The 19,570-nt window shown below is 48.5% G+C and carries 22 protein-coding genes and 1 riboswitch; of the genes, 6 read left to right on the top strand and 16 right to left on the bottom strand.

Annotated features, from left to right (window positions below):
- The 4 genes from BVJ53_RS04710 to BVJ53_RS04720 form a co-directional block, all read left to right on the top strand.
- Positions 1 to 346 (top strand): hypothetical protein (locus tag BVJ53_RS04710; protein ID WP_331250555.1); only part of this gene is annotated, 346 nt, incomplete at its 5' end.
- A gap of 161 nt (positions 347 to 507) precedes the next feature.
- Positions 508 to 681 carry a hypothetical protein gene (locus BVJ53_RS14940; RefSeq protein ID WP_158280539.1) on the top strand — a complete coding sequence of 58 codons (174 nt, stop codon included), beginning with the start codon at positions 508 to 510 and terminating at the stop codon, positions 679 to 681.
- 135 nt (positions 682 to 816) lie between these two features.
- On the top strand, positions 817 to 2,805 hold the full coding sequence (gene pbp4, locus BVJ53_RS04715; RefSeq protein ID WP_129301385.1) for a penicillin-binding protein PBP4(5): 1,989 nt from the start codon (positions 817 to 819) through the stop codon (positions 2,803 to 2,805).
- Positions 2,806 to 2,938: 133 nt separating this feature from the next.
- Positions 2,939 to 3,214 carry a type II toxin-antitoxin system Phd/YefM family antitoxin gene (locus tag BVJ53_RS04720; RefSeq protein WP_191983428.1) on the top strand — a complete coding sequence of 92 codons (276 nt, stop codon included), beginning with the start codon at positions 2,939 to 2,941 and terminating at the stop codon, positions 3,212 to 3,214.
- 57 nt (positions 3,215 to 3,271) lie between these two features.
- On the opposite strand, the gene BVJ53_RS04725 is transcribed toward BVJ53_RS04720, so the two are convergent.
- Positions 3,272 to 3,463 carry a hypothetical protein gene (locus BVJ53_RS04725; RefSeq protein ID WP_129301387.1) on the bottom strand — a complete coding sequence of 64 codons (192 nt, stop codon included), beginning with the start codon at positions 3,461 to 3,463 and terminating at the stop codon, positions 3,272 to 3,274.
- Positions 3,464 to 3,846: 383 nt separating this feature from the next.
- Here BVJ53_RS04725 and BVJ53_RS04730 point away from each other — a divergent pair, with 383 nt between their 5' ends.
- On the top strand, positions 3,847 to 4,317 hold the full coding sequence (locus BVJ53_RS04730; protein WP_129301388.1) for a helix-turn-helix transcriptional regulator: 471 nt from the start codon (positions 3,847 to 3,849) through the stop codon (positions 4,315 to 4,317).
- Positions 4,318 to 4,514: 197 nt separating this feature from the next.
- Positions 4,515 to 4,907 carry a hypothetical protein gene (locus tag BVJ53_RS04735; RefSeq protein ID WP_129301389.1) on the top strand — a complete coding sequence of 131 codons (393 nt, stop codon included), beginning with the start codon at positions 4,515 to 4,517 and terminating at the stop codon, positions 4,905 to 4,907.
- Between the two features lie 594 nt (positions 4,908 to 5,501).
- On the opposite strand, the gene rbsK is transcribed toward BVJ53_RS04735, so the two are convergent.
- The 15 genes from rbsK to BVJ53_RS15570 form a co-directional block, all read right to left on the bottom strand.
- The gene (gene rbsK, locus BVJ53_RS04740) at positions 5,502 to 6,434 is read right to left on the bottom strand and encodes a ribokinase (RefSeq protein ID WP_129301439.1); all 933 of its coding nucleotides are present in this window, start codon (positions 6,432 to 6,434) and stop codon (positions 5,502 to 5,504) included.
- Between the two features lie 223 nt (positions 6,435 to 6,657).
- The gene (locus BVJ53_RS04750) at positions 6,658 to 7,617 is read right to left on the bottom strand and encodes a D-ribose ABC transporter substrate-binding protein (protein WP_129301390.1); all 960 of its coding nucleotides are present in this window, start codon (positions 7,615 to 7,617) and stop codon (positions 6,658 to 6,660) included.
- Between the two features lie 68 nt (positions 7,618 to 7,685).
- Positions 7,686 to 8,666 carry an ABC transporter permease subunit gene (locus BVJ53_RS04755; protein ID WP_129301391.1) on the bottom strand — a complete coding sequence of 327 codons (981 nt, stop codon included), beginning with the start codon at positions 8,664 to 8,666 and terminating at the stop codon, positions 7,686 to 7,688.
- Positions 8,650 to 10,152: a sugar ABC transporter ATP-binding protein gene (locus BVJ53_RS04760; protein ID WP_129301392.1), complete on the bottom strand. Its 1,503-nt coding sequence runs from the start codon at positions 10,150 to 10,152 to the stop codon at positions 8,650 to 8,652. The genes BVJ53_RS04755 and BVJ53_RS04760 overlap by 17 nt, the downstream gene beginning before the upstream one ends.
- Positions 10,153 to 10,332: 180 nt before the next feature.
- Positions 10,333 to 10,725, bottom strand: a complete 393-nt coding sequence (gene rbsD / locus BVJ53_RS04765; protein ID WP_129301393.1) for a D-ribose pyranase — start codon at positions 10,723 to 10,725, stop codon at positions 10,333 to 10,335.
- 27 nt (positions 10,726 to 10,752) lie between these two features.
- Positions 10,753 to 11,760, bottom strand: a complete 1,008-nt coding sequence (gene rbsR / locus BVJ53_RS04770; protein WP_129301440.1) for a ribose utilization transcriptional repressor RbsR — start codon at positions 11,758 to 11,760, stop codon at positions 10,753 to 10,755.
- A gap of 414 nt (positions 11,761 to 12,174) precedes the next feature.
- Complete coding sequence (gene thiD / locus BVJ53_RS04775; protein WP_129301394.1) at positions 12,175 to 13,008, bottom strand: bifunctional hydroxymethylpyrimidine kinase/phosphomethylpyrimidine kinase; 834 nt, start codon at positions 13,006 to 13,008, stop codon at positions 12,175 to 12,177.
- 1 nt (position 13,009) lies between these two features.
- Entirely contained in the window at positions 13,010 to 13,639 is a 630-nt protein-coding gene (gene thiE, locus BVJ53_RS04780) for a thiamine phosphate synthase (RefSeq protein ID WP_129301395.1), read from the bottom strand.
- Entirely contained in the window at positions 13,636 to 14,478 is an 843-nt protein-coding gene (gene thiM, locus BVJ53_RS04785; protein ID WP_129301396.1) for a hydroxyethylthiazole kinase, read from the bottom strand. Before thiM ends, thiE begins: the two co-directional genes overlap by 4 nt.
- Before the next feature lie 174 nt (positions 14,479 to 14,652).
- Positions 14,653 to 15,153, bottom strand: coding sequence for an energy coupling factor transporter S component ThiW (gene thiW / locus BVJ53_RS04790; RefSeq protein ID WP_129301397.1), 501 nt, complete (start codon positions 15,151 to 15,153; stop codon positions 14,653 to 14,655).
- Positions 15,134 to 15,826 carry a thiaminase II gene (gene tenA / locus BVJ53_RS04795; RefSeq protein WP_129301398.1) on the bottom strand — a complete coding sequence of 231 codons (693 nt, stop codon included), beginning with the start codon at positions 15,824 to 15,826 and terminating at the stop codon, positions 15,134 to 15,136. The genes thiW and tenA overlap by 20 nt, the downstream gene beginning before the upstream one ends.
- Before the next feature lie 62 nt (positions 15,827 to 15,888).
- Positions 15,889 to 16,536 carry an energy-coupling factor transporter transmembrane component T gene (locus BVJ53_RS04800; RefSeq protein ID WP_129301441.1) on the bottom strand — a complete coding sequence of 216 codons (648 nt, stop codon included), beginning with the start codon at positions 16,534 to 16,536 and terminating at the stop codon, positions 15,889 to 15,891.
- 4 nt (positions 16,537 to 16,540) lie between these two features.
- Entirely contained in the window at positions 16,541 to 17,884 is a 1,344-nt protein-coding gene (locus BVJ53_RS04805) for an ABC transporter ATP-binding protein (protein WP_129301399.1), read from the bottom strand.
- Between the two features lie 3 nt (positions 17,885 to 17,887).
- The gene (locus BVJ53_RS04810) at positions 17,888 to 18,457 is read right to left on the bottom strand and encodes an ECF transporter S component (protein WP_129301400.1); all 570 of its coding nucleotides are present in this window, start codon (positions 18,455 to 18,457) and stop codon (positions 17,888 to 17,890) included.
- Between the two features lie 394 nt (positions 18,458 to 18,851).
- Positions 18,852 to 18,942: riboswitch (TPP riboswitch) on the bottom strand.
- Positions 18,943 to 19,246: 304 nt separating this feature from the next.
- The gene (locus tag BVJ53_RS15570; RefSeq protein WP_414467423.1) at positions 19,247 to 19,351 is read right to left on the bottom strand and encodes a putative holin-like toxin; all 105 of its coding nucleotides are present in this window, start codon (positions 19,349 to 19,351) and stop codon (positions 19,247 to 19,249) included.
- Between the last annotated feature and the right edge of the window lie 219 nt (positions 19,352 to 19,570).

Below are 19,570 nucleotides of genomic sequence, written 5' to 3' on the forward strand. Positions count from 1 at the left end.
CTACAGCGATAGAAAGGCAAAACCAATGTCGCAAGCAGAACTCAACAGTATTCAAGACACCATCAACACTTTTGTCAGTTCACCTATCCCAAACGCAACGTTGTACTTTACTGACATCGAAACGATCACGGCAACCTTGCAAACGTTTGGTACAACGATGTATATGCAAACGCCGAAACGGTGGACGCCTGAAGCCTTTGAAACATTGTTGGCTGATATCCAGTCCACGTTGCCTGCATTAGGATTTCAACGCTATAAACAGGTTATGAAACTGGCAGTGACCACGCTAGCTGATGAAGAAAAGTTGTCGCGAAAACAAGCGATGGCCTTACTGCAAGTGCTATAACTCCTGCCCAAACGAACCTATTAAAAAGATCGGGTCCACGACATCATGCCGATTTCAGCACAGTGCCGGTTAATGGCAATTCTGTCCCTTTTTTGTCCTGAAATGCTCCAAAATCGATTTTTGTGCAGACGAAACGTACAATAAGCACTGGAGGTGAAAGCGTGACCAACAAAAATAAAACCGTTCGTGTCTTTGCCGAAGTGAACCCAGAAATCAAAGAACCGGCGCAACAAGTGCTATCCGACATGGGATTGGATATGAGCACGGCTGCTTTATTTGGTTTGCAAATGATCGTCTATCATACAGGTCTTAGAGAAAGTATTCATTTTCTCTAAGGCCTTTTCAGTTCGTCAAAGTTTCCTCCGTGCACTTCATAGCGTAGAATAACCTTGTTGGAGTTTTTGCATGCTGCATAACGCGCGTCCCGACTTCTATTTTCGTCGTCGCGCGCTCAGAATGGAGAATTAGAAATGAAAAAAACGACCCTCACCATCATTGGCGGCGTCATCGCTGCCGTGGTCATTATTGGCGGCGGTTTTGGCTTTTATCACTGGTATCAAGCCAAGTCTGAAGCTGATGCGGTTCAGGCCACCGCGCAAGCCTATACACAGGCGTTCGCCAAGCGCCAATATACCAAGGCGGTCAAGCAGGTAGACACTGAACACCTTACTGGCCCAGGCTGGAAGTATACGCCTAAAACGTTGGTCGCCCGCAATCAGGCCGTTTTCGATCGGGTTGGAGCTAGCAACATCAAAATCAGCAAGTTAACCACTAAGAAACAGGACGCCAAGACCTACGAAATGACGTTTGATGCGACCATGAACACCAAAATCGGCAAACTCAACACGCAACATTACGGGGCACCCATCGTTAAAAGTGGCAACAAATGGTTGATACGCTGGACGCCAAGCCTGCTGTTTCCTTCGATGGATGGTAAGGATACGGTTCAACTTGATGTCACCGCCGCAACCCGTGGCCAGATTCTCGATCGTAACAACCAACCGCTTGCTAAAAACGGTGATGTGACGCAGGCAGGACTGGTACCGGGCAAGCTTGGTACCGGCGATGAACGCACCGCTAATCTTGAAAAAATCGCGGCAGCATGGAACGTGAAGGTTGCCAGCCTCGAAACGTTACTTAAGCAGTCCTGGGTCACCGACGACACCTTTGTTCCCGTCAAAATCGTCACCGACTCTCCGACACTGACCGGCGCCGCTTACCAAACCATCGGCTCACGCACCTATCCGCTCGGCGAAGCAGCCGCCCAACTCATCGGCTACGTTGGCACCGCAACGGCCGACGACATTCGCAAAGATCCAACTCTAACCGCCAACAGCAAAATCGGCAAAGCGGGACTGGAACAGGTTTATGACAAGCAACTGCGCGGAACCGATGGGGGGACCATTTCAATTCAAAATGGCAGCAACGTCCACCCACTTTTAAGCAAAAAAGCTGTCAACGGCAAAAACTTAAAACTGACGATTGATGCCAACCAGCAAAAAACGGCTTACGCGCAACTTGGCGACAAGGCCGGCAGTGTTGTAACGATGAACCCGAAAAATGGTGAACTGCTGACGCTGGCAAGTGCACCTAGTTACGACCCGAACGCATTCGTCAACGGCATCAGTCAAACAGATTATGACAAGTATGCCAACAACAAATCCCTGCCGTTCCTCAGTCGCTTCGCCCAGCGTTACGCGCCAGGCTCAACTTTCAAGATGCTGACGGCAGCCATCGCCTTGCAAAACAAAACAATCACCCTAGACACAACCAAATCCATCTCCGGCCTCAAATGGCAGAAAAATTCGTCTTGGGGCGACTACAAGATCACGCGGACAGTCGATGCTTCGCCGGAAAATATGACGCAAGCCTTGGTCAACTCCGACAACATCTGGTTTGCCCAAGTCGCCTTGAAAATGGGAGCTTCGGCTTATCTCAAAGGGCTGGACCCATTTTTCAAGACGCAGGCCGATTTGCCATTGACCATGAAAAAACCTCAGATTTCCAACTCTGGCAAGCTCGCGTCTGACACCCTTTTGGCCGACACCGCGTATGGCCAAGGGCAGTTACTTTTGTCACCCATCGAGCAGGCGGCCATGTACAGCGCCATCGCAAACGGCGGTACCATGCAACAGCCTACGCTGATCCAAGACACCAAAGGCAAACGAACCAGCGTCTTGCAAACCAACAGTGCAAATACCGTTAAAACCGCGTTAACCCACGTCGTTTCCGATCCGACTGGTACCGCACACGGACTCGCCATCGACGGCCACACCATCGCCGCCAAAACCGGCACCGCCGAACTCAAGCAGAAGCAAGATACTGATGGCAAAGAGAACGGCTTCCTGGTTGCCATGGATGCTGATAAGAACAGTTATCTGACTGTGGCTTTGATCGAAGGCACTGGCAGCGGCGAAGTTGTGACTGCCATGAAACCTTATGTTGCTAGTCTGTATTAAATGAACGTTTGTTTCACCCACTTAAAAATCGCGCCGATTTCTCACCAGTAATGAGAGATCGGCGCGATTTTTCGAATAGACTATCTTGAAAGCCTGCGTCATGTTATGTTTTTACAAAGAAAGGGTGATCAACTTGGATACAATTAGCGCCAAGAACTTCCAGCAGAACTTTGACGTTTACATGCGACAGGTCGCTGAAAAAACGAAGCCATTAGTGGTCACTGCCCAAAATCCAGATCATTCTGTTGTGCTGATGAGCAAACGTGATTTTGATGCTAACGAAGAAACGATGTATTTGCTCAGCAATTCTGAGCTCATGGCAAGAATCAAGCATGGGGATGCACAGGTAGCTGCCGGAAAAACAAAACGTCATCAGCTGCGAAATTTAGGCATTGATGCGGATATGTGATCGCGACAACAACAAATAAAGTGTCATGTTTTGCTCTTATCCAACGCGGCCCTAACATCATCCCCATTCGGAATCGACGGGAACGCTTCCAACTTCTAAACCATAAACGAGCCGCCCGAGTTCATAGATTCCTTTGTTCAGCACCAGGTATCGTAATAAAGCAAATCCCAACGCAGCTAGCCCGCCGGCTAAATACAATGCCATTTTTTTGGTCATGACGTTAGCGATTTTTGGTGGGATTGTTGGCAAGCACCGTAACCACGCCGGCGGGAGATACAAACCGTTTTATGAATTCGTGATTTTAAAATTTTCCAGGAAGTTTTAAAATTCTTAATATTAACGCATTGCGGCCGCATAAATTCGAGTCCTTCTTTAAAGCTAAGGTTGGAATGTTGGTTGGTGAAGAAACCTATACTTCTAGACGATTTTCAAAATTTGTTTTGAGCAATTATCGGAAGCAGCTTCGATCAGCTTGAATTGATGTGCAGAATGACTTAGCCGGTGGTTTTTAAATGTTTTAAAAATTTCCAGGCACCAACATATTGAATGCAAAACTTCTTTTGAATTTGATCTTTTTGCAAAATTCAACACATGTTTGACAGACAAAACGACAACACGGAGGTAATCTTATCATGCAAGCCATTCCAATCTCAGAGGCAATCAAACGATTTAGAAAAACTCGACGTGTTACTCAAGAACAATTTGCTGAGGCAATCAATGTCACTCGGCAAACAGTTTCTAACTGGGAGACAGGAAAGAGCATTCCCGATGTCGAGATGATCTTATCGATATGCAGGCATTACAAAATTGACTTTTCTACTTTTGTCTCAGTCGACACAAAAGACGAACCCGAATCTATGGACAATCAGGTTACAAAGAAAATTAATGAAATCAACTTAGATGTTGCAATCTTGATAATCTCGATTGTTGCCATGCTACTACTTCTTTCCCTCACGCGATCAGCTGGAATGATTTCTCTTATTTTCGCAATGTTGCTACTGATTCCAATTACGTTTGCCAGTGTGCGACTTGAGGATTTTAAGCGTAGAGAAAAGCTAAGGGCGTATGAGGAAATACGGAGTTACTTGAAGAAAAAAAGTTGAAGGTAGGTAATGGATATGATTTATAAGGAGAATTTGGGACTTGCACTGACTATCAAGGAAAGATCTCAGTTCTTCCTTGTAAAAGATGGTCTACTATACCGTTCCCTTCATTCATATACAAACCATAAGTGAGATTCAAAGGATCCGTATGCTGCCAGCTGAGAAATTTTGGCCTTTTAAGAAAGAAGGAGATTTTTATGAAAAAAAAGGACATTGCTGCTTTTTTAATTATATCAGGATATATTTTGTTTTTCGGAAGTATTATTATGTTTAAATCGTACGGTGCTGGAACTTTGGTAGTTGCAGCAGTTGGGGTAAGTCTCATAGCGGTATCAAGTAAATTTATAGAAAAAAGTGAAACGCGCAAAGTTCTCAATTTCGTCCATTCGGTCAAGCCTGCGCAGATAGAGAGAAAGGCAATGTACCTCCGCTCGATAATCATGATTGCGGGGGGGGACTATTTTCTTAATTGGTTTAACAAATGTAAAAGAGCATGGCGGGGCGGCTCTGGGGGTATCAAGTCTGGGTGCCACAATTTTATTATTAGGTTCATTATTGCTCGACGTACAAAAAAGCAACCTAAAGCTTAATCGTTGGTGTGACATCTATAAGTTTTTGAAAGGTTCCAAACAGTAGCCTGATGATGGAGTCTCAAGTAATAGATGTATTAGTCGGCCCTGATCGTCCTATTTGGTGGAGGACACTTAAATACCAGACATATTGCTATGAGGTTTACGCTTCCATTACCGTACTATAATAAATGTATGCCAATTCCAGCATTTCCAGGTTTTCCTTTGAAGTTATGGTTGCTCTAATGGGAGGAAATCATAGTTTGTCGTTTACAGAAGCCACTTCAGCTATCAATTGAGTCATTTGGTCCTGGCTTAGGAACGCATCTCAGACCAGATAACGACTGGGTTCGTTCGGCCAGCCAACTAATTGGCCTGACTTAGAAAAGGTATATCAGTACGTCTTTCCATCTAACTCGCGCTGAGCCCCCCTTCCCTTGGCGAGCGGTTCCGACCACTACGATCTGTCATAGAATTTCACCCCTAGTTAACGTCCATTTCGGGAACACCAAGAATGCCCACTGGCAAGCGTTGTTGGTGGGCATCACTAGTACTTTGTCTTTATCCTGCATATTGTTGATCCAAAAGCTGTTTTCGAAGATCACCGCTAATGATTCATTTCCTGCTTTTACTCAGTGCCGCCCGAACCTCATCCCCAATCGGAATCGACGGGAACGCCCCCAACTTTTGAACCGTAAACGAACTGGCCATGCTGGCATAGGTGGCGGCTTCGACGATATTTTTGAGATCAGTCTGCAACACGCTGGCCAAGGCACCGATAAATGTGTCGCCTGCCGCCGTGGTATCAACGGCCTTCACCTTAAAGGCTGGCACAATGGTTGCTTGACCATCAAGCGAAATGAACGCACCTTTCGAGCCCAACGTGATGATCACGCCGCGAATACCAAGCTCGTGATAATATGCTACTGATGCTCGCATGCCACTCTCGTCTGTGACCGGAATACCCGTGATCAACTCGCTTTCGGTTTCATTTGGCGTGATGAGGTCGACATTTTTTAGCAACGACAAAGGTAAGTCTTTTTGCGCCGGTGCCGGATTTAAAATTGTCACCTTGCTGGCCGCTTTGGCGATCTTGAAGGCTTCTGTCGTTGCGGCTAACGGCGTTTCTAACTCTGCCACTACAAAATCAGCGCTTTGAATCAGGTTAGCCGCCTGTTGCACATCGTCTGCCTTCAGCGCAAAATTAGCGCCATGCTGAATGATAATGGAATTCTGCCCGGATGCCTGTAGCAAAATATAAGCTTGCCCCGTTTGCGTGCCGATTGTCGTGGTCACATATTCCGTGTCAATCTGATTTTTGGCCAGCTCACCGCGCATGAACGCGGCATTGGCATCATCACCGACCCGACCGATAAAACTGGTTTTGGCACCGGATCGCGCCGCCGCCACGGCTTGGTTCGCGCCTTTTCCACCAGCCGCCTGTGAAAAGGCGTCCATCTCCATCGTTTCGCCAGGCTTCGGCAGCCGCTGAATGTGCAAAATAGCATCGACATTGATACTGCCGATAACAACAACATGATTAGGCATCATTATTCCTCCAATATCCAATAAGTAAAAAGGACCTTGCACTGGCCCTTTTTTTAGTGTGTGCGTGAACTGGCGCGGTTAGAAGCCGGAGTGTAAGTGGCCTTGGATGTAATGGCGCCTCTTGACCATTGCGACCAAGGCCCTTACACGCAGGCTTCTGCGCCAGTGAACGCGTTATTGTGACTGCTTACGTTAGTGATTAACGCCAAGCATAGCACGACGCTTACTTATTCGCATCCTCTGTTGTGACAAGGGACAGTGGTGATTCGATGTTCTTCTTGACCGTCTTGCCATTGAAGTGGTCATAAGCTGCCTGCAGTGCCAGTCGACCCATTTCTTCTGGCTTCTGGGCAACGGTTGCGGCCATGTCACCGGCTTTAACTGCCTTGATGCCATCTGCTTCGCCGTCAAACCCGACAATAGTGATCTTCTTGCCAGCTGCTTTAACTGCCTGCACCGCACCTAAAGCCATTTCATCGTTTTGCGAGAAAATGCCGACAATATCGCCATTACCTTGCAGAATATTTTCCGTTACGGTCAATCCTTTAGCACGATCAAAGCCGGCTGTTTGCTTGGAAACAATATCAAGCTGTCCCTTTGCCGCAGCATCAAACCCTTTACCACGTTCACGGGTTGCTGAGGCGCCCGGAATACCTTGCAATTCAGCAATCTTTGCATTCTTGCCTAACTTGTCAATCAAATACTTCGCGGCCATCTGACCACCTTTGATGGAGTTAGAAGCCACCAGCGTCAAGACCTTCCCGCCATCACTGGAGCGATCAACGGTGATGACCGGAATGCCGGCATCGTTGGCGTCTTTAACAGCCGGTGTAATCGCACTCGAGTCTACTGGGTTGATAATCAGAACATCAACCTTCTTTTGAATCATATCTTCAACGTTATTATTCTGCTTAGCCGTATCGTTTTGGGCATCGGAAATCTGGACATTGGTTTTATTCTTTTTAGCTAGATCTTGAATCCCATTTTGAACTGAAACAAAGAACGGATTGGACAAGGTTGAAAGTGACACACCGACCTTCAGATCCTTTGGCGCTTTTTTGGTTACTTTACTGCCACTGTCGGAACTGGATCCCAGACCGGTGTTGCCACATGCCGTTAACGTGAAAATAGCGGCGGCAGCAATAACTGCGACCATCAAAAAGCGTTTGAACGATTGTTTCATGTCTTTCTCCTCCTAAAGTTAATATATGAGCGTTTTTGCTTTTCACGGGGATTTTCACCCACAACTTGTTACCCATTGTTAGAAGAACGCCGATCCAACAGCACCGCGATTAGGATCACAATTCCTTTGACAATCTGCTGATAAAAACTGGAAATACCCAGCAAGTTCATCCCGTTGTTCAGTGTGCCGATAATCAACGCACCGATCAGCGTTCCAAAAATACGGCCTTTACCGCCAGCCAGTGAAGTTCCGCCTAGCACGACCGCCGCGATAGCATCCATTTCATAAGTTGTGCCTGCATCCGGTTGCGCCGAACTGAGTCGCGATGTGAGAATGATTCCGGCGATAGCGGCCATTAACCCGGAAATCGTGTAGATAAGCATGGTCACTACTTTCGTCCGCACACCGGCAATCCGCGCCGCCGTTTCGTTACCGCCCAAGGCATAAGTCTTCCGACCAAAAGCAGTTTTGTGCAACAATACGAACAAAATGCCATAGACTACAATCATGATAATGATCGGGAACGGAATGCCGAACAAGTACCCGCGACCCATGAACTGAAACAGAAAACTATTGTTCATTTTGGCGCCGGTGATCGGGTTCCCATTGGTGAAGACATACGTGGCGCCGCGGAAAATCGTCATGGTCGCCAAAGTAGCAATAAACGGCGCCGCTTTTCCGTAAGCGATGAGGATGCCATTGAATAAACCGAAAATCGCCCCTAAAATCAGTCCGACCGCCAAAGCTAACGGTGCGGCAAATCCGCTTGTCAACATAGAGGCAGTTACCGCGCCTGACAGTGCCAAAATCGAGCCAACAGATAAGTCAATGCCACCAGTCAGAATTACGAAGGTCATCCCAAAAGCAATGACCGCGTTAATCGATACCTGCCGCAGTAAATTCAAAAGGTTCGCCGGTGACACAAATGTCGGGCTCATGATGGTAACGAGAATCACTAACACGACCAATGCCAACAACGGTCCCAAGCGACTGAAAATCTTCCTGACATCCAGTTTGTTGGCGGCTTTGGTTTTAGATTGCGCCTGCATGTTCTTCCACTCCTCCTGTAGCAAGCGTCATGATCGACTCTTGCGTTGCCGTTTTACCATCCAAAATACCGGTGATGCGTCCTTCATAGACCACTGCAATCCGATCGCTCATTCCTAAAATCTCCGGTAAGTCGCTGGAAATCATCACGATCGCAACGTTTCGATCGGTCAACTCATTCATCAAGTCATAAATTTCTCGTTTGGCGCCGACATCCACACCGCGCGTCGGTTCATCAAGAATCAAGACTTTAGACCCGGAACCGATCCATTTGGCCAAAACCACTTTTTGCTGATTCCCGCCACTGAGGCTGCCAGCAGTGACTTCAGGACCCATTGCTTTGACTGTAAGCCTTTTCATTAGCATCCGTACAAAGTCGTCGGTGGCTTTTTCATCCACCAAACCATGTTTAACGAAGCCGTCAATTGAAGGCAACACGATATTGTCGTGTAATGAATCGTCCAGAATGAGTCCTTCATCCTTGCGATTCTCCGTCAAGAAGCCGAGATTATGGCGAATGGCATCTTGCGGGTCGCGAATTTTAACCGGTTGGCCGTCTAACAGGATCTCACCGGATTGATACTTGTCGATCCCAAAAATCGCCCGCATAATTTCCGTTCGCCCTGCCCCCATCAGGCCGGAGAATCCCAGAATCTCACCTTGCCGCACGCTGAAGCTCACATCGCTGAACACGCCTTTTTCGGTCAAGTGTTTGACTTCCATTGCCACTGGACCAAAGTTTGGCGTACGGTCCGGATAAAAGTCGTCAATCTCACGGCCTACCATGTCTTTTACCAGCTGTTTCATGGTCACTTGTTTGGTTGCGTATTCAGTGATGGACAACCCATCCCGCATGACCGTCACCTTGTCGGCAATCTCAAAAATTTCTTCCATGCGGTGGGAAATGTAAATGAATCCCACCCCGTCAGCTTTGAGTCGCCGCACGACACTGAAAAGTTGGGCGATTTCTGCTTCGGTCAGTGCGGCAGTCGGTTCGTCCATGATGATGATCTTGGCATCGGTCATCAGCGATTTTGCGATTTCCACCATTTGCTGACGACCAACGCTTAAGTTGCCAATCGGCTGATCGACATCAAATTTGGCACCAAGCTGGCTTAGATAATGAACCGCCTGATCGTGCATCGTTTTGCTATCCATCAAGCCGAATTTGTTACGCAATTCCTTATTCAAAAACATATTGTCTACCACAGGCATCTCCAGAAAATTATTCATTTCCTGATGAATAAAACTAATGCCATGCTGTTCGGCTTCCATTGGTCCGGCGTAAGTGGTGGGCTGTCCATCCACGAGAATTTCGCCGCTGTTCGCAGGATACAACCCAGTCAAAATATTCATTAACGTTGACTTACCGGCGCCATTTTCGCCCATCAGCGCATGCACCTCGCCGGATTCGACAGTAAAATTTACCCCTTTCAAAACTTGATTGGCACCAAAGCTCTTGGTGATCTTCTTCATTTCGATCTTCATTGTGTTTTCCCCCAAGTACTGAATGTTTGGTGATGTAAAAAGGATGATTTCAAATTTTCGAAACGCGTTCACTGGCGCATGAGCCTGCGTGTAATGACCTCGGTCGCAATAGCCAAAACCCTGGCCATCACGCCCAAGGCCGCTTACACTCCGCCTCCTGACCGCGCCAGTTCACGCTCTTTAAAATGTGACGCCACTTTCCAACAAAATATTCGAGTAAGGCGTCATTTCCCCTGTGCGAATGAATGCTTTCGTTTTACTGAGATCTTTTTTCATCTGATCATGAGGGATGAAGACAATGGGCGCATTGATACGTTGCTGAATTTGTGCCAGTTGTGTCGGATTTTGGCTTTTGATTTCCCCTGCCAGATACACTTTTTGGATCTGCAGTTCGGTCAAAATATTTTCTAAAACATCGATGAAACTTGGCAGATTTTTGCTGACGGCTAGATCGATTTTCCAGACATCATCCGGCACCGGCATGCCAGCGTCGCCAATGCCAAGTAAGTCAAAATGCCCCATGTCCGCGATCACTTGTGCCAGTTGCGTATTGATGACAGATCCTTTTTTCAATGTGAATGACCTCCTCCATTTTTTGGACTAAATCGGTCGCGTAGACCCGCGCTTAACCAACTTCACCGGCAGCTCGATCGTGTTGCGTGTGTTAGGTTCACCACTCATTTGCGCCACCAGTAATTCCACCGCTTGCTGGCCAAGTTGGTCGATCGGTTGCGCCAATGTTGTCAAACCCGGGGTCATGAAACGGGCTTGCGTGACATCATCGAAACCGACCACGGCATAATCTTCCGGAATCCGTTTGTGTTGTTCGTACAAGCCGCGGTAAACGCCGCTGGCAACATCATCATTGATGGCGATAATGGCCGTAGCGTCGGTTTTCACAATCCGCGCGACGGCTTGCCGCCCGCCTTCCGGATCAAAACTGCTAGGAAAAACCATCCCGGGATCAAACGTGACGCCATGTTTGGCAAAAGCTTCTTGATAACCGGCGAAGCGATCTTGCAGGTTAATCGTCAAGCGTTTTGGCAACACCAGCGCAATCCGCCGATGCCCCAATTGCAGCAAATGATCCGCCACCAGAAAACCTGCATGCCGCTCGTCAATCCGAATGCTATCGCCGGTCATCAGTGTGGTCGCCTGGTCGGTAAACACCATCGGCAAGTTGAGTTGGCGGCTGACTTTTTGCACAATTTCCTGTGAAGCTTCCGGAGCGGCCAAAATTAACCCACGTTGGGTACCGCCCAGAAACTGCCGAATAAAATAATCAACATTTTCATGAAACCCATTAATCGAAAAAATCTGCGGGAACAAACCGCGCGGAATCGCCACCTTTTCAACGCTAACCACAAAGCTGGCGAAGAATGGATTCATCATATCCGGAATCACCACGCCAATTGAGTTCCCACGCTTGCCGACTAACCCTCGGGCAAACAAATCCGGCTCATATCCCAGTGACTCTTTAGCGGCCAACACTCGTTTTCGCGAAGCTTCGCTAAACCGCGCACCCTTGCCATTTAAAATTTGCGAAACGGTGGTAACCGAAAGTCCGGTTTCTTTAGCCACATCAGTAATGGACACCTTTTTCTTCATCACAACCACGACCCTGCCTGCATCTTTAGGTAAAACGTTTTACTTAACTTTATAAATTAAGTCTAACGCGATCCTGTAAGCGCTGTCAATTAAAAGCATTCAGATTTTATGAAACAAAAAGGGGGAATTTGAGCATGGTTAACTCGATTGACAGCATTACCTGCTTCAACCGAATGTTAAAAGTGTTTCTGTCTGATACCCTGTCAAAGTAGCAAGTCCGATCATTAATGTTAACCAAGTGTCTCGTCTATTTCTGAAAACTGTTGCATAACAGATGACGCGTCAAGATCGTGATTTTTAAGCAAAGTGTGTGAAACTTTTTTCTGAATCTCGGACAAATTTTTCTGCACGACAAAAACGCTGATCCGATATCCTTAGTTTCATGGATAGCGAACCAACGTTGTCAATCTCAAACTACCTAGTCTGGCTCACCTGCACCTCATCGCTTAACTTCGCCCAATGATTGGTTGGTCCATGACCATGGCCAACAAAAATGCCTTGGCTGATCGCACCTTGCAGAAAAGCTTTCGCCGTGACAATGGCACTTTTCAGCGGCTGCCCTTTTGCCAACTCGGCGGCGATGCACGCAGAAAACGTGTCGCCGGTGCCATGCGTATTGCCGGTTGCAATCCGCGGCGCGCTGAGCCAAAAGCTGCTGCCGTCTGCCATCAGAATAAAATCTGCTGCTTGCTCGTCTTCGCTGCGATGACCGCCCTTGATAATGACGTTTTTAACACCGAGTTGCTGAATGGTCTGCGCAGCGGCCATCATGTCGGCGTCTGTTTTGATCGGCTTCCCGACGATGATTTCGGCTTCCGGTAAATTAGGTGTGACCACATCAGCAAGCGGCAGTAGCTTACTTTTAATCGTCGCCACGGCCTCTGGTTCAAGCAAAGTCGCGCCACCCTTGGCTACCATGACAGGGTCGACGATTAACGGACCAAAGTCGACTTGCTGCAGATTACGGACAACTGCTTCCACGTGTTCGCGATCAGCCAACATCCCGGTTTTGGCGGCTTTAATTGCGAAATCATCAGCGAGCGACTGAAACTGCGCGTCGATAAAGTAAGTCGGAATTGGCAAACTGGCCTGAACGCCATAGGTATTCTGCGCCGTGAGTGCCACGACAATGTTCATCCCAAAAACATGGCGCGCCTGAAAGGTCTTCAAGTCAGCCTGCATTCCGGCACCACCGCCAGAATCCGATCCGGCAATGGTAACCACTTGCGGTGTGCGATTGACCGCCATGTTACAACACCTCTTTTAGCTTTGCGTTAATGGCGCGAACTTTTTGAGCCGTGTCCGGCGCCTGCATGATGTCACTGACCATCGCCACGCCGGCAATGCCTGTGTTTTTGAAAATGTCGAGGTTGCTTTCCTTGACCCCGCCAATTGCCACAACAGGAATCGGCACCGATTCGGCAATGTTTTTGAGTGCCTCAAGACTGAGTACCGGCGAATCCGGCTTGGTTGGCGTTGGGAAAATGGCGCCGACACCGAGATAATCTGCTCCGGCTGCCGCGGCCGCTGTTGCCGCAGCAAGCGTTTTGGTCGAAACCCCCAATAGTTTGTCCGGCCCAATCAGTTGACGCGTGACCGCTACCGGCAACTCATCATCACCAATATGCACACCGGCAGCATCAACTGCGAGACAGATATCCACGCGGTCATCAATCATCAGCGGAATCTGATATTGATCAGTGATGTATTTGACCTTCTGTGCCAACGTGTAATAATCGCGGGTTTTCAAATGTTTTTCCCGCAACTGCACCATCGTGACCCCGTTCTCACACGCCGCGGTGATTTTGGCCAAAAAGTCAAGCTCCGAATCGTCATAACGGTGCGTGACCAAATAAAGTTTCAAATCTTCAGTTCTCATACCGCTTCTCCTTTCACCATTTCAACCCAGTCCGTCTTGTCTGCCAGCAATGAAAGCTGATTCAATGTTTTTGTCCGGAATGACGCGATGCCGCCTTCTGGATTTTGAGCTGCGGCTACTTCAGCGCAGCAGTTGAAATAGCTCACCGCAACGACAACCGCTTCATCGTTCGTCAAGCCGAGCCCCAGCAGCGCAGCGATCAAGGCGCCGACAATATCGCCGGTTCCGGTGAAACGATCCAGCTGCGGCACGCCATTTTTCAACTGCCACTGACCCTTCGCACTGACAACTAAATCCGTCTCACCGGTTGCCAAAAAGGTGGTGTTCGGGTATTGCTGAGTTAATGATTGTAAAGCAGCTGTTAATTCTGACAATGCATCCGCACTTTGGTCTAACTGACTGCCATCAACGCCGCGGCCGGTACTTTTCAATCCGGCAAACCGGCGTACTTCGGAAATATTCCCCTTGATCACATTCGGATGATTTTGCAACAGCTGCTGGCTGATGTCATACCGCAATTGGGTCGCCGAAACGCCGACAAGGTCAACGACACTGGGCTTATGGGTTTCCGCCGCATAACTACCGGCGGCCAGCAAACTATCCTTGCGCTCGGCAGAAATGTGACCCAAATTTAGCAACAGCGCGTCAATTTGGGTGAAAAGTTCCGGAAATTCTTCTGGAACATCCGCCATGATCGGCTTGGCATTGATATAAAGCAGGGCATTAGCCATCGATTCGATCGTGACGGCATTGGTGATGCAGTCCACCAATGGCGACGATTTCAAAGGAAAAGTCGTTTTAAATGCTTGGGCGAATACTTCAGTAATTTTTTGACTCATAAAAACTCCTCCTGAATTAAATATTAAATTGAAGTTATAGGCAGTTGTTTTAGCTCACCATAACGCGTTCGCTGGCGCAGGAGCCTGCGTATAAGGACCTTGGTCGCAATGGCAAAACCCGCCATCACGCCCAAGGCCACTTATACTCCGGCTCCTAAACGCGCCCGCTCACGCTCAAAAAATTTTTTGCAGCCGTTTCATAAAACCGTTGTGCTCCAGCTCATATAGGACGAACAGTGCAATCAATGAACCGACAATGGATGCGCCGAGAAACCGTGGCGTATAGACAAACCAGTACAATGACTGGCTACTGCCGGTGAACCATACCATTACCGGATACGACAGCAGTGAGCCGATCAATCCGGTGCCGATGATTTCACCAACTGCGGCCCACCAATTTTGGCGAACCAAGCGATAGCCAATGCCTGCCAACAGTGCGCCAAAAACTGCGCCAGTCAAAGCAAGTGGCGGAATGCCAAGCAGTGTCATACGTAAAATTGCGCAGGCAACCGCCATGACCGTCGCATACAGCGGTCCCATCACAACAGCCACGATCACGTTGATCACGCTCGACATCGGCGCCATCCCTTCTACCCGAAATAACGGTGACAATACGACATCCAATGCAATCATCATGGCTAACATGGCCAGCCGTTTAACGTGGTTTTGCCCCATCGGCGATCCTCCCTTTCGGCCACACTTCCAAGCGATAGGCCATTTCCCAAAAGCTATATTCCATTTGTGTACTAATCCGAAAAGCGGCGATCATCTGCTGCTGTTCAGTTGGTGTGCTTTCCTCGTACAGCCGATTTACCAGCGCCACCGCTGCCTGCTGGTCGTCGGCATTTTCATCGCCGCTATAGGTTTCAATCCAGCGTTGGTAAATCGGTACCGGTGACTGGCGCTGCGCCAAATATTGCCCGACTTCCTGATAAAGCCACGGACACGGCAGCATTCCCGCAATCGCCACATGCGGCGTGCCTTCAACCAATTGCCGATACATGTGGGATACGTAATGGTACGCGGTCGGCGCAATGGCCGTCGCCGCCACTTCATCATCCGTGATCGCCAGGGTTTCAAAAAAATCTTCACGTACCGCCAACTCCCCAGCCGCTAAACCTGCTGCCGACTGCTCGGCATAAGCTTTTAGCTCAGGTTCTTGCGCCTGTTTGGCAATTAACGTGTACAAATGGCTAAAGTGTTTCAAATAATACGCATCCTGAATCAGGTAAAACCGGAAAATTGTCGGATCAAGCGTCCCATCCTGTAATTCAGTCAGAAAAGGATGCGACAGGCTCCCTTCCCAATAAGGCACGACTTGTTGCCGAGCTATTTTTGAAAATTTCATTTCTCGTCCTCTCATTGACGTCAGTATCTCGTTTTGGGTTGATGAACCCTTTTACTGGCAAACTACCGAACCAACACATTCAAAAGCAGAAACAGTGCCGCGGCCGCCATCAAGCCGCACCGAGAGCTGACAATGGCGCGCGGAACTGATCGTGCGGCGCCCTCGGTATACCCATGAGCGTACATAGCTTTGACGTACTGGTCCTGCCACGACATGGCGACGAAAATTACTTTGACGTAAATCATCGGCGACCAGGGATGCAGTTTTTGTCCGCGCAACAGACTGGCTTCGCGGATCGCCGCAACTTCGTGTATGATTTGCGGCAAGGCGTGGATGACCACTAACAACCCGTAGACAAAATTGGGGGACAGCTTGTGTTGTTCCAGCCACAGTAGCAACGCTTCCAGATCCACGCCGACCAGAAATACCAAGCCCAGTGCGGTGAAGGCATACGTCCGCACAAACAGCAGCAACGCATATGTCGTATCCGTGCCATGTAACGTGATCGCCCAGTAAGTGCTCGCTGCCGGAATCAACGGCAGCAGCGCTAAGACGACAAGACTTTTAAACGCCCGCCGCCACAACAGAAAAGCAGCGGCCAGTCCGATAAGTGCCAAGTCGAGTTTCACCGAATGACTAAACGATATTTCCAGGGTCAACACCAGAATCAACAAGCTCAAATTCAAGGCATTGGTCTTTTTTGACACCATCATCTCATCCTCCAACCACCTGCAAGTGTTGATCCGCCAACTGAACATGCTGCTGACTCACACCGGCCAACGGAGCAAGGCGATGGGTCACAATCAAAAAAGATTCTTCGACGGCTTTTTCCTGAATCCATTTAGTGAAAAAAGCACATGCCCGCTCGTCCAACCCGCTGAAAGGCTCGTCTAACAGTAAAAATGATCGGTCCAGACTCAGCATTGCGATGAGTTGAATCATTTTCTTTTGGCCATCGCTCAGGTGATACAGGCTACCATTTTGCTTGTCTGCCAACCCCAGATACTCAAGCGCGTTTTGTTGGCGTTCACGTACTTCTGCCGTAAGTGGTGATCCAAATTTCAACTCGTCAGCCGGCGTCAAGGTCACAAATTGTTTGGTGGCGTCCTGCACTGCCAACGTCATCGTTTGAAACAGTCGCTGCCTGCGTCGTAAGCGGCGATCGCCAAGAAGCATGCGGCCTTGGTAGGGATGCAGCTGTACCATAGCACGCAACAATGTCGACTTGCCGCTACCATTGGCGCCGGTTAGTGTCGTTATCCCGGTATTAAAATGCCAATCAGCCGCTCGGATCAGGACTTGACGATTCTGGCCACAAATCACGTGATCAAGGTGAAACAAAGGTTTCGTGCCCGCGTTAGTTTGCGTTAATTGAAAATGCGTCGGAATCGTCGTTAGTGTCGATAAAGGCAATCTAGTCAGCCGGCCATTTTTCAACGAGACGAGCTCATCGGCAACGTCAGCGTAATCACTCAAGTCATGTTCCGCGATGACAATGGTTTTCCCGACATCGCGCAAGTGGCCTAACTTGGTGATGAGCTGCTGGCGGCTGGCCGGATCAATGCTTGCAAAAGGCTCGTCAAGCAACAACACCGGCGCATCCATCGCCAGTAAAACTGTCAACGCCGCGCGCTGCTTTTCGCCACCGGACAAGGTTTGTAAGTCGCGATCCAAGAATGCCGTGGTTTCACCCAATGCCACAGCCTGTCTGATTTGCTTCACCATCGCTTCCGCTGGCAAGTTGAGATTTTCTAAGGCAAAGTTGAGTTCGCCGCGCAGTGTTCGCATGGTAAACTGCTGATCGGGATTTTGAAACAGCATGCCAACCTGCCGCGCTTTCGATTGCATAGCGTCATCGCGATTGTCGTGACCATTCACCAAGATTTTGCCTTCATACATCATCGGCGCGAATCCGGCAATCAAGTTGAGTAAGGTGGACTTGCCGCTGCCACTATCGCCGGTCAACACGGTCATCGCACCAGTCGCAAATGCGAAGTCGAGGCCGTCAAAAAGTGGGCCATCCCGCTGAAATCGCAACTTCTTGAGTTCAATCCCCATGGCTCATGACCTGCCCGTCAGTCGTTTGACCCCAGCGGCTTGTTCATAAAGTTTCATCACGAGTTGAACCAACACCACGCCGAAGAAAATAACCGACAACAGCCGCACCGTCACCAATGCCAGAATCATGCCGAGACTATAGGCCCCATAACCTAGTTTGAAATATTCGTAGGCAAAGCTGAAAACGGTGGTACCAACTGCTGCTAACAACAGGCTCACGGTGTCATAGCGGCGATAACGCGTCACAATGAAGCCCGCCTCACTGCCCAATCCTTGAACAAAACCGGAAAGCAACACGGCCGGCCCAAAATAAGATCCATAAAGCATTTCCGCCAGCGCCGCCAAACACTCACCTAAAATCGAACTGCCTTTCTTTTGCAGTAACATGGCGGTCATCGGCGCTGCCATCACCCACATGCCAAACAAAATTTCATTAGCAAACGGCGCATAACCGATTGGCGTCAATGCCGCTGCTAGCAAAGCATAAATGGCATCGGCACCCATAAAGACGCCACCAAATAGAAAGGCCAAAAATGCCAGCAAAACCACATCACGCAACGACCATTTATCCATTAAAATAACCCCCATTTCTTCAAATAAAGACAGACGGGGGCTAAATAGTATCAATCCTTGATTGCGGTGTTTATCCATGCCATTCATGTCCGCCCACTCGTTAATTTGGCAAACGCGGCGGCTCTCCATAACGCGCTCCCTGGCGCAGAAGCCTGCGTGTAAGGATCTCAGACCGCAATGGCTCAGACCGGCGTCCGCGCTCTATAACGCGTTCGCAGTCGCAGAAATCTGCGTGTAAGGACCTCAAGCCTAAATGGCCAAATCCCAGCCATTTAGCTTGAGGCCACTTACACTCCGATTTCTAAGCGCTCCTGCTCACGCTTACAAAAAAAGGGCCCATCACCAAATCATCGGCGGGGTCCATGAACGCACAAATAAGCATCATCAAAAGAATTGATTTTTAACGACATTTCCCTGCGGCAGTCCTAACTGCATCAGGTTCCATGGGTATCATCTCAGCTTCTACAGCACCCCAAATGTTTCTATTCGATTGTAACGGCAGTATATCACTTTTTATTTGGAAGCGCTACAGGAAAGACGCACGTGTATGTGTATGTGTCTTAGTATCGGAGAACGTCAACAGACGGATTCAGTCTTGGCCCCTTACGTGCAAGGTTTAAACTCATGAATGTGTTTTGATACGTTAGCGTAGCAGATTCAAAATCTACATGATATAATAGAAACGAACAAAGAGCCTAGTGAGTGAACACCAAGCTCTTTGGAATGCTATTTAACAGCAGCTCGTTTTGACTACAAAATAGCCGTCAATTCGCTACCGAGGCGTGACGGCTATTTTGTGTTATTCCTGTCAATTAGCACAATGACTAACGCCAGTAGGGCAAGAATGAAACTGCCGAACTGAAACATCAGGTCAAGTGCGTCTTTGACTGGCACAAGGCTACTCCTTTCTTCAGGATTGTGAGGTACTACAGTTCTAAAACCATAGCGATCACCCTCTTTCAGATAGTGTAGCTGCCGTCGCGTAGCATTCTGAATTTATTGTAGCATGGGTTTACTAGAAGGGAAATAGTTTGTTTAAATACCTTTTGTTATTATTAAGCGTTCTCAATAATGTATCATCACTATTGAGGTTTTTCAAACCACCTGCTATTA

Origin of the sequence: Lacticaseibacillus chiayiensis (genome assembly GCF_004123795.1) — a bacterium.
Lineage (GTDB): Bacteria > Bacillota > Bacilli > Lactobacillales > Lactobacillaceae > Lacticaseibacillus > Lacticaseibacillus chiayiensis.

Excerpts from the sequence above, each read along its gene's own strand:
- thiM (WP_129301396.1), bottom strand. The coding sequence starts at position 14,478 with ATGAGTCAAAAAATTACTGAAGTATTCGCCCAAGCATTTAAAACGACT.
- thiE (WP_129301395.1), bottom strand. The coding sequence starts at position 13,639 with ATGAGAACTGAAGATTTGAAACTTTATTTGGTCACGCACCGTTATGAC.
- BVJ53_RS04760 (WP_129301392.1), bottom strand. The coding sequence starts at position 10,152 with ATGAAGATCGAAATGAAGAAGATCACCAAGAGCTTTGGTGCCAATCAA.
- rbsR (WP_129301440.1), bottom strand. The coding sequence starts at position 11,760 with ATGAAGAAAAAGGTGTCCATTACTGATGTGGCTAAAGAAACCGGACTT.
- BVJ53_RS04750 (WP_129301390.1), bottom strand. The coding sequence starts at position 7,617 with ATGAAACAATCGTTCAAACGCTTTTTGATGGTCGCAGTTATTGCTGCC.
- tenA (WP_129301398.1), bottom strand. The coding sequence starts at position 15,826 with ATGAAATTTTCAAAAATAGCTCGGCAACAAGTCGTGCCTTATTGGGAA.
- BVJ53_RS04800 (WP_129301441.1), bottom strand. The coding sequence starts at position 16,536 with ATGGTGTCAAAAAAGACCAATGCCTTGAATTTGAGCTTGTTGATTCTG.
- thiW (WP_129301397.1), bottom strand. The coding sequence starts at position 15,153 with ATGGGGCAAAACCACGTTAAACGGCTGGCCATGTTAGCCATGATGATT.
- BVJ53_RS04805 (WP_129301399.1), bottom strand. The coding sequence starts at position 17,884 with ATGGGGATTGAACTCAAGAAGTTGCGATTTCAGCGGGATGGCCCACTT.
- BVJ53_RS04730 (WP_129301388.1), top strand. The coding sequence starts at position 3,847 with ATGCAAGCCATTCCAATCTCAGAGGCAATCAAACGATTTAGAAAAACT.
- rbsK (WP_129301439.1), bottom strand. The coding sequence starts at position 6,434 with ATGCCTAATCATGTTGTTGTTATCGGCAGTATCAATGTCGATGCTATT.
- BVJ53_RS04755 (WP_129301391.1), bottom strand. The coding sequence starts at position 8,666 with ATGCAGGCGCAATCTAAAACCAAAGCCGCCAACAAACTGGATGTCAGG.
- BVJ53_RS04735 (WP_129301389.1), top strand. The coding sequence starts at position 4,515 with ATGAAAAAAAAGGACATTGCTGCTTTTTTAATTATATCAGGATATATT.
- pbp4 (WP_129301385.1), top strand. The coding sequence starts at position 817 with ATGAAAAAAACGACCCTCACCATCATTGGCGGCGTCATCGCTGCCGTG.
- BVJ53_RS04810 (WP_129301400.1), bottom strand. The coding sequence starts at position 18,457 with ATGGATAAATGGTCGTTGCGTGATGTGGTTTTGCTGGCATTTTTGGCC.
- thiD (WP_129301394.1), bottom strand. The coding sequence starts at position 13,008 with ATGGCGGTCAATCGCACACCGCAAGTGGTTACCATTGCCGGATCGGAT.